Origin of the sequence: Saccharothrix obliqua, assembly GCF_019375475.1 — a bacterium.
In the GTDB taxonomy this organism is placed as follows: domain Bacteria; phylum Actinomycetota; class Actinomycetes; order Mycobacteriales; family Pseudonocardiaceae; genus Actinosynnema; species Actinosynnema obliqua.
On record NZ_JAHXGQ010000010.1, the window covers coordinates 44,207 to 56,933 of the forward strand.

Genomic DNA, 12,727 nt, shown 5'->3' on the forward strand with positions numbered 1-12,727 from the left:
GGTCAGAACGGCAGGCCGAGCACCGGCAGGCCGACCACCGCGTCCACCGCCAGGCCGCAGAACAACAGCATCAGGTACAGGTTGGACAGGTGGAAGAACTTCATCGTGTTCGTCGACCCGCCACGGCGCACCACGCCGTGCAGCCGGTGGGCGAACACCGCGAACCACACGCCCGACAGGGCGGCCACCGCCACGTAGATCCACGACGTCACGGGCGCGAGCAGGAGGCTGCACACGACGGTGACCCAGGAGTAGATCACGATCTGCCGCGTCACCTGCTGCGCCGTCGCCACCACCGGCAGCATCGGCACGCCCGCCCGCGCGTAGTCCTCCTTGAACTTCATCGCCAGCGCCCAGGTGTGCGGCGGGGTCCAGAAGAAGATCACGCCGAACATGGCCAGCGCGGGCCACTCGACCCGCCCGGTCACCGCCGACCAGCCGATGATCACCGGCATGCAGCCGGCCATGCCGCCCCAGATGATGTTCTGCGACGTGCGCCGCTTGAGCACCAGCGTGTAGACGAAGATGTAGAAGAGGATGGTCGCCACCGCGAACACGGCGGAGATCAGGTTCGTGGTCAGCCACAGGAACCCGAACGACACGACGCCGAGCACGATGCCGAAGATCAGCGCGTTGCGCGGCGGGATGGCGTTCTGGGCCAGCGGCCGGGCCGTGGTCCGCTTCATCACCGAGTCGATGTCGGCGTCGACGTAGCAGTTCAACGCGTTCGCCGAGCCGGCGGCCAGGGTGCCGCCCGCGAGGGTGCACGCGATCAGCCACAGCGGCGGCAGGCCCCGGGCCGCGAGCAGCATCGCCGGGATCGTGGTGATCAGCAGCAGCTCGATGACGCGGGGCTTGGTGAGGGCCACGTACGCGCCGACGACCTGTCGGGGCGACCGCGCCGGAAGCTCGCTGACGGCACTCATCGCGCTCCTTCTGACCAGGTCGGGGATGAGCAGATCGTAACCGCGGGTTGGAACGACAAGCCGTGCGGGTACGCCTGAAGGGGACGGAACGCCCGCCCCGCGCACGTGTGAGGCCGCCGTGAACACGCTGTGCGTACACCCACAGGATGTTCACGGCACGAGGCTCGGAGCCGCCGACTAGGCTGGCCGGCGGACGAGGGAAAACCGCGGATCGGGCCTGACGGGATCGATTGAGACGTCCTGTCGAACACCGCCGCCTACGTGAGACTGGAGCTGGAAGTCCGTGTCCGTCACCGATGACATCACCCGGCTGACCGAGGCCCATCTGCCCGACGACTGGACGGAGCTGGACAAGCGCGCCGTCGACACCGCCCGCGTCCTGGCCGCCGATGCCGTGCAGAAGGTCGGCAACGGCCACCCCGGCACCGCGATGAGCCTGGCGCCGCTCGCCTACACGCTCTTCCAGCGCGTCCTGCGGCACGACCCGGCGGACGCCGACTGGCCGGGCCGCGACCGGTTCGTGCTCAGCGCCGGCCACTCTAGCCTGACCCTCTACATCCAGCTGTACCTGTCCGGCTACGGCCTGGAGCTGGACGACCTGAAGGCCCTGCGCACGTGGGGCTCGAAGACGCCCGGCCACCCGGAGCACGGCCACACCCGCGGCGTGGAGATCACCACCGGCCCGCTCGGGCAGGGCCTGGCCTCGGCGGTCGGCATGGCGATGGGCGCGCGCCGCGAGCGCGGCCTGTTCGACCCGGACGCCGCGCCCGGCGAGAGCCCGTTCGACCACCAGATCTACGTGATCGCCTCCGACGGCGACATCGAGGAGGGCGTGACCTCCGAGGCGTCGTCGCTGGCCGGCACGCAGCAGTTGGGCAACCTCACGGTGATCTACGACGACAACAAGATCTCCATCGAGGACGACACGACGATCGCGCTGTCCGAGGACACCGCCAAGCGCTACGAGGCGTACGGCTGGCACGTGCAGGTCGTCGAGGGCGGCGAGAACGTCACGGGCATCATCGAGGCCCTGGAGAAGGCGCGCGCGGAGACGACGCGGCCGTCGTTCATCCTGCTGCACACCATCATCGGCTACCCGGCGCCCAACAAGCAGAACACCGGCGCGGCGCACGGCGCGGCGCTGGGCGCGGACGAGGTCGCGGCCGTGAAGGAGATCCTCGGCTTCGACCCGGAGCAGACGTTCCAGGTGGCCGACGAGGTCCTGGCGCACGCACGCGACGTGGTGCGGCGCGGCGAGGCGGCGCGGGCCGAGTGGCAGCGGTCGTTCGACGCGTGGGCCGAGGCCAACCCGGAGCACAAGGCGCTGTACGACCGGCTGGTGGCGCGTGAGCTGCCGGAGGGCTGGGCGGACGTGCTGCCGTCGTGGGACCCGGACCCGAAGGGCGTGCCGACCCGCAAGGCGTCCGGTGCGGCGCTGACCGCGCTGGCGTCGGTGCTGCCCGAGCTGTGGGGCGGCTCGGCGGACCTCGCCGAGTCGAACCTGACCACCATGAAGGGCGAGGCGTCGTTCGGCCCGGAGTCGATCTCCACGGGCATGTGGAAGGCGCACCCGTACGGCCGGACGCTGCACTTCGGCGTCCGCGAGCACGCCATGGGCTCGATCCTCAACGGCATCGCGCTGCACGGCCCGACCCGCCCGTACGGCGGCACGTTCCTGGTGTTCTCCGACTACATGCGCCCGGCCGTGCGGCTCGCGGCGATCATGAAGTCGCCGGTCACCTACGTGTGGACGCACGACTCGATCGGCCTGGGCGAGGACGGCCCGACGCACCAGCCGATCGAGCACCTGGCGGCGCTGCGCGCGATCCCCGGCCTGACCGTGGTGCGCCCCGGCGACGCGAACGAGACCGCCGCCGCCTGGCGGGCCAACATCGCGCAGACCGACGGCCCGGTGGCCCTGGCGCTGAGCAGGCAGAACCTGCCGGTGCTCGCGGGCACCAAGGAGAAGGCGGCCGAGGGCGTGCGGCGTGGCGGCTACGTGCTGGAGGGCGAGGGCGAGCCGGAGCTGCTCCTCATCGCCACCGGCTCGGAACTCCAGGTCGCGGTGGAGGCGCGGAAGGTCTTCGAGGCCGAGGGCGTTGCCACCCGTGTGGTCTCGATGCCGAGCGTCGAGTGGTTCGACGCCCAGGACGAGGCGTACCGGGAATCGGTGCTGCCGTCGTCGGTGAAGGCGCGCGTGGTGGTGGAGGCGGGCATCGCCCAGCCGTGGCACCGGTTCGCGGGTGACAAGGGCGAGATCGTGTCGATCGAGCACTTCGGCGCCTCCGCCGACTACCAGACGTTGTTCCGGGAGTTCGGCTTCACCACCGAGGACGTCGTCGCGGCGGCCCGCCGGTCGCTGGCCGAGGCCCGCTAGTACCCACAGGGGAGATGACGAGATGACTGCCAACCACCTGGCCGCGCTCAGCGACGCCGGTGTGTCGATCTGGCTGGACGACCTGTCCCGCGAGCGGCTGAACACCGGCAACCTGGCCGGCCTGATCGCCGACCGGCACGTGGTGGGCGTGACCACCAACCCGACGATCTTCGCGAGCGCCCTGGCCAAGGGCGAGGCGTACGACGAGCAGGTGCGCGCGCTCGTGGCGCGCGGCGCGGACACCGACGCCGCGGTCCGCGAGATCACCACGACCGACGTGCGCAACGCGTGCGACCTGTTCCGCTCGGTGTACGAGGCCACGGACGGCGTGGACGGCCGCGTGTCGATCGAGGTGGACCCGCGCCTCGCGCACGACACGGAGGCGACCGTCACCGAGGCGCTGGACCTGGCGAAGACCGTGGACCGGCCGAACCTGCTGGTGAAGATCCCGGCGACGGTGGCGGGCCTGCCCGCGATCACCCGCGTGCTCGCCGAGGGCGTCAGCGTGAACGTGACGCTGATCTTCTCCACCGAGCGCTACCGCGACGTGATGGAGGCGTTCGTGGTCGGCCTGGAGCGGGCCAAGGCCAACGGCCACGACCTGCGCGGCATCCACTCCGTGGCGTCGTTCTTCGTGTCCCGCGTGGACACCGAGATCGACAAGCGGCTGGCCGCGCTGGACACGCCGCGCGCGGCCGAGCTGCGCGGCCAGGCCGCGATCGCCAACGCGCGGCTGGCGTACGCGGCGTTCCAGGAGACGTTCCGGGGCGAGCGCTGGGAGGCGCTGGCCGCCGCCGGCGCGCGTGCGCAGCGCCCGCTGTGGGCGTCCACCGGTGTCAAGGACCCCGCCTACTCGGACACGCGCTACGTGGACGAGCTGGTCGTAGCCGACACAGTCAACACGATGCCGGAGAAGACGCTGCAGGCCGTCGCGGACCACGGCAGGATCACCGGTGACACCGTGACCGGGCGCGCCGCGCAGGCGCAGGAGGTCTTCGACGGGCTGGCCGAGGTCGGCATCGACCTCGACGACGTGTTCGCCGTGCTGGAGACCGAGGGCGTGGACAAGTTCGAGAAGTCCTGGGCGGAACTGCTCGACACGGTGACCGGCCAACTGAACCAGGCTAAGGACTGAACACATGACCGAGGTGGTCTCCGTGGAGATCGTCCGCTCGCCGAACGAGGACCAGGTCGCCACCGTGGTGGGCGACCTGGTCCGCGACCGGGTGGCGAGCAAGCTCACCGCAGGCGACGCCACGCTGTGGGGCCCGGACGCGGAGTCCGAGGCGTCCATCCGGCTCGCCTGGACCACGCTGCACGAGACGTCCCGCCCGCTGGTGGACGAGATCGCGGCGCTGCGCGCCGAACTGCTGGCCGAGGGCGTCGACCGGGTGGTGCTGGCCGGCATGGGCGGCTCCTCGCTGGCGCCCGAGGTGATCACCGGCACGGCGGGCGTGCCGCTGGTGGTGCTGGACACCACCGACCCCGGCCAGGTGGCCGACGCGCTGGCGGGCGACCTGGAGCGCACCGTGCTGGTGGTGTCGTCCAAGTCGGGCGGCACCGTGGAGACCGACAGCCACCGCCGCATCTTCGAGGCCGCGTTCACCGCGGCGGGCGTGGACGCGGCGTCCCGCATCGTCGTGGTCACCGACCCCGGCTCGCCGCTGGCCGCGGCGGCGGAGGAGGCGGGTTACCGCAAGGTGTTCCTGGCCGACCCGAACGTGGGCGGCCGGTACTCGGCGCTGACCGCGTTCGGCCTCGTGCCGTCCGGGTTGGCGGGCGCGGACGTCGCGGGCCTGCTGGACGAGGCGGCGGCCGTCGCGCCCCTGGTGGCGGCGGACTCGCCGGACAACCCGGCGGTGGTGCTGGCCGCCACGTTCGCCGTCGCGCACGCGCACGGCGCGGAGAAGGTCGTGTTCGCCGACACCGGCTCCGGCATCCGCGGTTTCGGCGACTGGGCGGAGCAGCTGATCGCCGAGTCCACCGGCAAGGACGGCACCGGCCTGCTGCCGGTGGTCGTGGAGGGCCCCGGCGCGCCCGGTTTCGTGGACGCCCGCTCGGACGCCACGACCGTCGCGATCGGACCGGCGACCGGCGCGTCCACGCTGGCCGTCGAGGGCCCGCTGGGCGCGCAGTTCCTGGTGTGGGAGTACGCGACCGCGCTGGTCGGCCGGGTGCTCGACATCAACCCGTTCGACCAGCCGGACGTGGAGGCGGCGAAGAAGGCCGCCCGGTCGCTGCTGGACGCGCCCACCACGTCCGCCGCCGCGCCCGCGTTCACCGACGGCCCGATCGAGGTGCACGCGAGCGGGGACTGGCTGCCGGGTGACGTGAAGACCGTCGCCGAGGCGCTCAAGGCGCTCGTCGCCGCCGCGCCCGACCACGGCTACCTGTCGGTGCAGGCGTACCTGGACCGGCTCGACGACGCGTCGTTCGCGCTGGTCCGGCCGGAGCTGGCCAAGCGCGCGCACCTCCAGACCACGTTCGGCTGGGGACCGCGGTTCCTGCACTCGACCGGCCAGTACCACAAGGGCGGTCACCAGAACGGCGTGTTCCTCCAGCTCACCGGGGCGACGGAGGCCGTGCTGGAGGTGCCGGGCCGCCCGTACGACCTGACCACGCTGCAACTGGCGCAGGCGCTGGGCGACGGCCAGGTGCTGGCCGAGCGCGGCCGGCCGGTGCTGCGGCTGCACCTGACCGACCGCGTCGCCGGGCTCGCGCAGCTCGTCGAGGCCATCCAGGAGGACGGTTCGTGACGGCACCGACCAAGCGGAACCCGCTGCGGGATCCGCGGGACAAGCGGCTGCCCCGGATCGCCGGGCCGTGCGGCCTGGTGATCTTCGGCGTGACCGGCGACCTGTCGCGCAAGAAGCTCATGCCGGCGATCTACGACCTGGCCAACCGGGGCCTGCTGCCGCCGGGTTTCGCGCTCGTCGGCTTCGCCCGCCGCGACTGGGCGGACCAGGACTTCATGCAGGTCGTGCACCAGGCGGTGAAGGAGAACGCGCGGACCCCGTTCCGGCAGGAGGTCTGGGACCAGCTCGCCGAGGGCATCCGGTTCGTGCAGGGCACGTTCGACGACGACGCCGCCTTCGACACGCTCGCCGCGACCGTGGCCGACCTGGACCGCGAGCGCGGCACCGGCGGCAACCACGCGTTCTACCTGTCCGTGCCGCCGAGCGCGTTCACCACCGTGGTGAACCAGCTCAAGCGGGCCGGCCTGGCGACGCCGCCGACCGACAGCGCGGGCCAGTGGCGGCGGGTCGTCATCGAGAAGCCGTTCGGGCACGACCTGGCCAGCGCCAAGCACCTGAACAAGATCGTCAACGAGGTCTTCCCCGAGGAGTCGGTGTTCCGCATCGACCACTACCTCGGCAAGGAGACCGTGCAGAACATCATGGCGTTGCGGTTCGCGAACCAGCTCTACGAGCCGATCTGGAACGCGAACTACGTGGACCACGTGCAGATCACCATGGCCGAGGACATCGGCCTGGGTGGCCGCGCCGGCTACTACGACGGCATCGGCGCGGCCCGCGACGTGATCCAGAACCACCTGCTCCAGCTGCTGGCGCTGACCGCGATGGAGGAGCCGGTGTCGTTCCGGCCCGCCGACCTGCGGGCGGAGAAGGTGAAGGTGCTGTCGGCGACGCGGCCGGTCGGCCCGTTCGACGAGACCACCGCCCGCGGCCAGTACACCGGCGGCTGGCAGGGCGGGCAGCGCGTGCCCGGCCTGCTGGAGGAGGGCGGTTTCGCGAAGGACTCCACCACGGAGACCTACGCGGCGATCACCTGCGAGATCAACACGCGGCGGTGGGCGGGCGTCCCGTTCTACCTGCGCACCGGCAAGCGGCTGGGTCGCCGGGTCACCGAGGTGGCCGTGGTGTTCAAGCGCGCGCCGCACCTGCCGTTCGACGACACCGCCACCGAGGAGCTGGGGCAGAACGCCCTGGTGGTGCGCGTGCAGCCGGACGAGGGCGTGACCATGCGGTTCGGCTCGAAGGTGCCGGGCAACACGATGGAGGTCCGCGACGTCACGATGGACTTCGGCTACGGCCACGCGTTCACCGAGTCGTCCCCCGAGGCGTACGAGCGGCTGCTGCTGGACGTGCTGCTCGGCGAGCCGTCGCTGTTCCCGAAGAACGACGAGGTCGAGCTGTCCTGGGACATCCTCGACCCGGTGCTGGAGCACTGGGCCGCCACCGGCGCGCCGGAGAAGTACAAGGCAGGCACCTGGGGGCCGGCGTCGGCGGACGAGATGCTGGCCCGCACCGGTAGGCACTGGAGGCGTCCGTGATCATCGACCTGCCCTCGACGACCACGTCGCAGGTCAACAGCAAGCTCGTGCAGCTGCGCGAGGAGGGTGGCGCGGTCACCCTCGGCCGGGTGCTGACCCTGGTGATCGTCACCGACGACGGCGCGAAGACCGAGGACGCCGTGGACGCGGCGAACGACGCGAGCCGCGAGCACCCGTGCCGGGTGATCGTGGTGGCGCGGGGCGCGCGGAAGGCCGCGCCGCGGCTGGACGCGCAGATCCGCGTCGGCGGCGACGCGGGCGCGTCCGAGGTGATCGTGCTGCGGCTGTACGGGGAGCTGGCCAACGAGGGCGCGTCGTGCGTCGTGCCGCTGCTGCTGCCGGACACCCCGGTGGTGGCGTGGTGGCCGCACGAAGCGCCCGCGGTGCCCGCGAAGGACCCGATCGGGCAGCTCGCGCAGCGGCGGATCACCGACGCGGCGGCCGAGAAGAACCCGATCAAGGCCCTGGAGCAGCGCCGGTCCGGGTACACGCCGGGTGACACGGACCTGGCGTGGACGCGGCTCACGCTGTGGCGCGCGATGCTCGCGTCCGCGTTGGACCTGCCGCCGTTCGAGCGGGTCACCGCGGCGGAGGTGAGCGGCGAGGCCGACTCGCCGTCCACGGACCTGCTGGCCGCGTGGCTGGCGGGCGCGTTGAAGGCGCCGGTGAAGCGGGCGAAGGCGACGCGCGGCTCGGGCATCGTGGACGTGCGGATGGAGCGCCGGTCGGGCGCCGTGGAGCTGGTGCGGCCGGACGGCAAGGTCGGCACGCTCGCCCAGCCGGGCCAGCCGGAGCGGCGGGTGGCGTTGCAGCGCCGGGAGATCCGCGACTGCCTCGCCGAGGAGCTGCGGCGGCTCGACCCGGACGAGGTGTACGAGTCGGCGCTGCGCTCGCTGGGCAAGGTCGTGCGTGGCCGGACGCCGGTGAAGGCCACGTCGGCGGCGCGCAAGCCCGCCCGCAAGGCCACCGCGACCGCGGACGCCAAGCCGGCGGACGCCAAGCCGGCCGAGGCCAAGCCGGCCGAGGCCAAGGCACCGGCCAAGGCACCGGCCAAGGCGGTGCCCGCGAAGGCCGCGGCCAAGGCGAAGCAGGCCAAGCCCGCCAAGGCCAAGTCGTGACCCGCCCCGAGGTCGTGGTGCACCGCGACGGCGACCTGCTGGCCGCCGCCGCGGCGGCCCGGCTGATCACGCGGCTGGTCGACGCGCAGGCGGCACGTGGTACGGCGGCGCTGGTGCTGACCGGCGGCCGGACCGGCACGGCGGTGCTGGAGCAGGTGCGCGTGTCGCCGGCACGGGACGCCGTGGACTGGTCGCGGGTTGACCTGTACTGGGGTGACGAGCGGTTCCTGCCGTCCGGGCACGCGGACCGCAACGAGACCCAGGCGCGGACGGCGTTGCTGGACCACGTGCCGGTCGACCCGGCACGCGTGCACGCCGTGGCGGCGTCGGACGGGCGGTTCGGCGACGACCCGGACGCGGCGGCCGACGCGTACGCCGAGGTGCTGGCGGCGGCGGGCGGCGGCTCCGTGCCGGCGTTCGACGTGCTGCTGCTCGGCGTGGGCGAGGAGGGCCACACCGCGTCGATCTTCCCCGACTCGCCCGCGGTCCACGAGCGGGAGCGGTCGGTCGTGGCGGTCCGCGACTGCCCGAAGCCGCCGCCGACCCGGGTCAGCCTCACGCTCCCGGCGATCCGCCGGGCACGCGAGGTGTGGCTGGTGACGACCGGCGCGGCGAAGGCCGAGGCCGTGGCCGCGGCCCTGACGGGGGCGGACGAGGTGCGGCTGCCCGCGGCGGGCGCGGTCGGCGACCAGCGCACGCTGTGGTTGCTGGACCAGGCCGCGGCGGCGGACGTCCCCCGCGCCTGATCGCACGACGAGGCGGCGTCGACCCACCCGGGTCGGCGCCGCTTCGTCGTGTCGGGGCAGCACCCGATCCACGTGATAGTGGTCACTCTTTCGGGCGACGAGCACCCGCGCAAGCGTTCGCGCTCGCAACTTTGTCCCCATCAAGGCGTCCCATTCGGGTAACCGTGTCGTCTCGTTGGGTGAAAAGGGGCGAGCCCCGGGTGGAGGGACGGTCATGCCGAGCGCGATGTCAGCGCAGTACGGTGACAGGCAGCGGGTGGCTGACACGGGAGGGCGAACCCTGGCCGGCAACGCGGTCGAACGGCTGCCGGGCGGCGGGGCCGGCGGCGTCCCCACCGGGCGGGTGCCCGGCGCTGCCCGCGACCGGCGGCTCGCGGCCCGCCTCGGCAGGCACCGGCAGCTCGCGGTCGACGCCGCCGCCGTGGCGGTCGGCGCGTTCGACGTGTGGTTCTGGTTCGCACCCGACGCCCAGTCCTACAACTACGCCCTGTCCGTCGTGGCGGTGGTGGCGCTGGCGTTCCGGCGGCGGTTCCCGTTCCTGGTGGTGCTGCTGACCGTGCCGGGTTTCCTCGCGGGCATGGCGCAGATCGCCGCGATGATCGCCCTCGGCACCCTGGCGCGGCAACGGCTGCTGTCCACCCGCACCTGCGTCGCGGCCGGGCTGGTGTGGCTGAGCCGGTTCTTCCTGTGGCCGCCGCAGGAGTTCTTCGCCCTGTCGTGGACCACCCACGTCCACGACGCCATCTACGGCTGCATCGTGGCGGGTATGCCGATCGCCATCGGGCTGCTCGCCCACGCCCGCGAGGAGCTGTCGGCACGCATCGCGGAACTGGCCGAGAGCCGCGAGCGGGAGCGGCTGCTGCACGCGCACGCCGTCCGGGCCGACGAGCGGGCCCGGCTCGCCCGCGAGATGCACGACGTGGTGTCGCACCAGGTGAGCCTGATCGCGATGCAGGCGGGCGCGCTGCGGGTCGCGGTCGCCGACCCGGACGCCCAGCGGGTCGCGGGCACCATCCGCACCCTCAGCACGCGCACGCTGGACGAGCTGCGCCAACTGGTGAGCGTGCTGCGCACGACGTCCGGCGACGACTCGCCGCAACCACGCGTGGAGGACCTGCCGCAGCTGGTGGCGGGCGCGGGCATCCCGGTCTCGCTGGCCGTGCACGGGCCGGTGGGCGACCTGCCCGCGCCGATCTCCGGCGCGGTCTACCGGACCGTTCAGGAGGCGTTGACCAACGTCCGCAAGCACGCGGGCTGCGCGGCGACGGACGTGCTGGTGCGGGCCGACACCGACGAGCTGCGCGTGGAGATCCGCAACGAGGAGCCCCAGCAGCCGCACGAGTGGGCCGCGCTGCCCAGCGGCGGGCACGGGCTGGTCGGCCTCCAGGAGCGGGCGGCGTTGCTGGACGGCAGGTTCGAGGCGGGGCCGTGCGACGGCGGCGGCTTCCGGGTGGCCGTCACGTTCCCGCTGGCCCGGCCGCTGGACGGCTGAGTCACGTCCGGCCGGGCACGGGGCGCGGGATGCGTTGCGTCGCCTCCGGGTCGACGGGCGGCGCCACGACCGGCGGCGGCGTCAGCCAGCCCAGCAGGAACGCCACACCCGCCGCGCCGAGGACGAACCCCGCACCCGCCGCGGGCGTCGGCGCGACCACGCGCAGCACCGACAGCACGACCACCGCCGCCAGCCCGGTGCCGACACCGGCGGGCAGGAAGTGCGCCGCCCGCCGCCACCGCCGCGCGGGCAGCCTGCGCCGTGCCGACGCCCACAGCGCACCGGCCCACGCCACCACCGCCAGCACGGCCACCGCGCCGCCGAACACCCCGTACACCGACCACAGCGAGCCGCGGACGTCGCCGGTCGTGGCGACGGAGGCGATCACCCGCCGGTCCGCGTCCACGACCTCGATCGCGGTCGGCAGCAGGCCCGTCGCCTGGCCGCCCAGCCCGCCGAGGTCCAGCGCGAAGGAGCGGGTGGCGCTCTCCCGCGCCGGCACGTCGAACGGGACCGCGGTGTCGAAGGAGAAGAGGGTGAGCCCCAGTGCCGTGCCGGACAGGCGGATCGCCTTCACGTGGCGGACCTCGTCCGATCCGTTGTGGACGGTCGCGGTGATCTTCACCGACCCGGCCGGGTCGAGCACCAGCCGCTCGTCGGAGACGCGGCGGCCGTCCACGGTGGCGGCGACGGTGACCCCGGCGGGCGCGGCGGAGACCGGCGGGGCCCAGAGGATCCCGCTGAGGACCCCACCCAGGATCCCGCAGAGGAGCAGCGGTCCGACGCCGCCCATAATGCGTCTCACAGGGGCACCTCGTGGTTCGGGGACGGTCTAGTCCGGGAGTTCAGGATGCGGTCGGCAGGAACACTAGCTCTACTGGTCGCGCTCGCCTGCGGTGCTGTCGCCGCGGTGCCGGCGAGCGCCGCCCGGCAGGCGCCGTCGATCACGCTGAGCCCCGCTTCGGGTCCGGCGGGTGGCGCGTTCACCGTCGAGTGGAGCGGTTTCCTGTGGGACCCCGGCTGCTCGCGGCGGATGCAGGTGCTGTGGGACAGCGCGAGCATGATCCTCTCCACGCCGCCGCAGAGCCACCGCGGCGCGGTGACCGCGTGGGTGCCGGGTGGGGCCGCGCCGGGCCCGCACACCGTCGCGCTGCGGACCGCGTGCCGGGGCAGCATCGCGTACGGCACGTTCACGGTGACGACGGCGGGCGGCACGACCACCGCTCCCCCGCCGGTCACCACCGCCGACCCGCCCGCCGTGACGACGACCGCCCCGGCGGCCGACACGACCACGTCCGCACCCGCCACGACCACCACCACGGCCACCACCACGACGACGACCACGACCACCACGACCGACAGCTCCGGCCCGCCGACCACCACCACCGCCCCGTTCGAGGGCGGTGACGGCGCGCTGGTCCTCGACCGCGACCACGTCCAGCCCGGCGACCCGCTCACCGCCGCGGGCACCGGATGCGACCCCGGCGCGGAGGTGCGGCTCAGCTCGCTCGGCCACGACGTGGGCCGCACCCGGGCCGACCCGTCCGGGACGTTCAGCACGCGGGTCGAGTTCACGGACGTCGAGCCGGGGCGGCAGGTCGTGCGTGCCGACTGCGGCGTCATCCTGGTGGGCAGCGTCGCCGTGGCGCTGACCAGCTCGACCACGGGCGCCACGTCGACCGCGGTGGTCCTGGCGCTGGTCCTGCTGCTCGGGGTGGTCGTGCTGCGCCGGCAGTTCGGCAGCTTCCGCCGACCCGCCTGAAACCGTTCGGTG

General features: G+C 73.4%; 10 protein-coding genes. 8 read left to right on the forward strand and 2 right to left on the reverse strand.

Annotated features, from left to right (window positions below; all coding sequences use genetic code 11):
- Window positions 1-2: 2 nt before the first annotated feature.
- The gene (locus tag KZQ38_RS27445; RefSeq protein ID WP_219445868.1) at window positions 3-926 is read right to left on the reverse strand and encodes a heme o synthase; all 924 of its coding nucleotides are present in this window, start codon (window positions 924-926) and stop codon (window positions 3-5) included.
- 283 nt (window positions 927-1,209) lie between these two features.
- Between KZQ38_RS27445 and tkt the strand changes: the two genes are divergently transcribed.
- From tkt to KZQ38_RS27480, 7 genes are all read left to right on the forward strand, one after another.
- Window positions 1,210-3,303 carry a transketolase gene (gene tkt, locus KZQ38_RS27450; RefSeq protein WP_219445869.1) on the forward strand — a complete coding sequence of 698 codons (2,094 nt, stop codon included), beginning with the start codon at window positions 1,210-1,212 and terminating at the stop codon, window positions 3,301-3,303.
- 22 nt (window positions 3,304-3,325) lie between these two features.
- Window positions 3,326-4,438, forward strand: a complete 1,113-nt coding sequence (tal, locus tag KZQ38_RS27455) for a transaldolase (protein WP_219445870.1) — start codon at window positions 3,326-3,328, stop codon at window positions 4,436-4,438.
- A gap of 4 nt (window positions 4,439-4,442) precedes the next feature.
- On the forward strand, window positions 4,443-6,059 hold the full coding sequence (locus KZQ38_RS27460; RefSeq protein ID WP_219445871.1) for a phosphoglucose isomerase-related protein: 1,617 nt from the start codon (window positions 4,443-4,445) through the stop codon (window positions 6,057-6,059).
- On the forward strand, window positions 6,056-7,597 hold the full coding sequence (gene zwf, locus KZQ38_RS27465) for a glucose-6-phosphate dehydrogenase (protein ID WP_219445872.1): 1,542 nt from the start codon (window positions 6,056-6,058) through the stop codon (window positions 7,595-7,597). Before KZQ38_RS27460 ends, zwf begins: the two co-directional genes overlap by 4 nt.
- A complete protein-coding gene (gene opcA / locus KZQ38_RS27470; protein WP_219445873.1) occupies window positions 7,594-8,715 on the forward strand; it encodes a glucose-6-phosphate dehydrogenase assembly protein OpcA in 1,122 nt (373 codons plus the stop codon). Before zwf ends, opcA begins: the two co-directional genes overlap by 4 nt.
- Complete coding sequence (gene pgl / locus KZQ38_RS27475; protein ID WP_219445875.1) at window positions 8,712-9,461, forward strand: 6-phosphogluconolactonase; 750 nt, start codon at window positions 8,712-8,714, stop codon at window positions 9,459-9,461. Before opcA ends, pgl begins: the two co-directional genes overlap by 4 nt.
- A 214-nt stretch (window positions 9,462-9,675) precedes the next feature.
- The gene (locus tag KZQ38_RS27480; RefSeq protein ID WP_219445877.1) at window positions 9,676-10,953 is read left to right on the forward strand and encodes a sensor histidine kinase; all 1,278 of its coding nucleotides are present in this window, start codon (window positions 9,676-9,678) and stop codon (window positions 10,951-10,953) included.
- 1 nt (window position 10,954) lies between these two features.
- Here KZQ38_RS27480 and KZQ38_RS27485 read toward each other — a convergent pair whose 3' ends face one another.
- Entirely contained in the window at window positions 10,955-11,758 is an 804-nt protein-coding gene (locus KZQ38_RS27485; protein ID WP_219445879.1) for a hypothetical protein, read from the reverse strand.
- Between the two features lie 45 nt (window positions 11,759-11,803).
- Here KZQ38_RS27485 and KZQ38_RS36525 point away from each other — a divergent pair, with 45 nt between their 5' ends.
- On the forward strand, window positions 11,804-12,715 hold the full coding sequence (locus KZQ38_RS36525; protein WP_257902385.1) for a hypothetical protein: 912 nt from the start codon (window positions 11,804-11,806) through the stop codon (window positions 12,713-12,715).
- Window positions 12,716-12,727 lie beyond the last annotated feature (12 nt).

Excerpts from the sequence above, each read along its gene's own strand:
- KZQ38_RS27445 (WP_219445868.1), bottom strand. The coding sequence starts at position 926 with ATGAGTGCCGTCAGCGAGCTTCCGGCGCGGTCGCCCCGACAGGTCGTC.
- tal (WP_219445870.1), top strand. The coding sequence starts at position 3,326 with ATGACTGCCAACCACCTGGCCGCGCTCAGCGACGCCGGTGTGTCGATC.
- KZQ38_RS27460 (WP_219445871.1), top strand. The coding sequence starts at position 4,443 with ATGACCGAGGTGGTCTCCGTGGAGATCGTCCGCTCGCCGAACGAGGAC.
- KZQ38_RS27480 (WP_219445877.1), top strand. The coding sequence starts at position 9,676 with ATGCCGAGCGCGATGTCAGCGCAGTACGGTGACAGGCAGCGGGTGGCT.
- KZQ38_RS36525 (WP_257902385.1), top strand. The coding sequence starts at position 11,804 with ATGCGGTCGGCAGGAACACTAGCTCTACTGGTCGCGCTCGCCTGCGGT.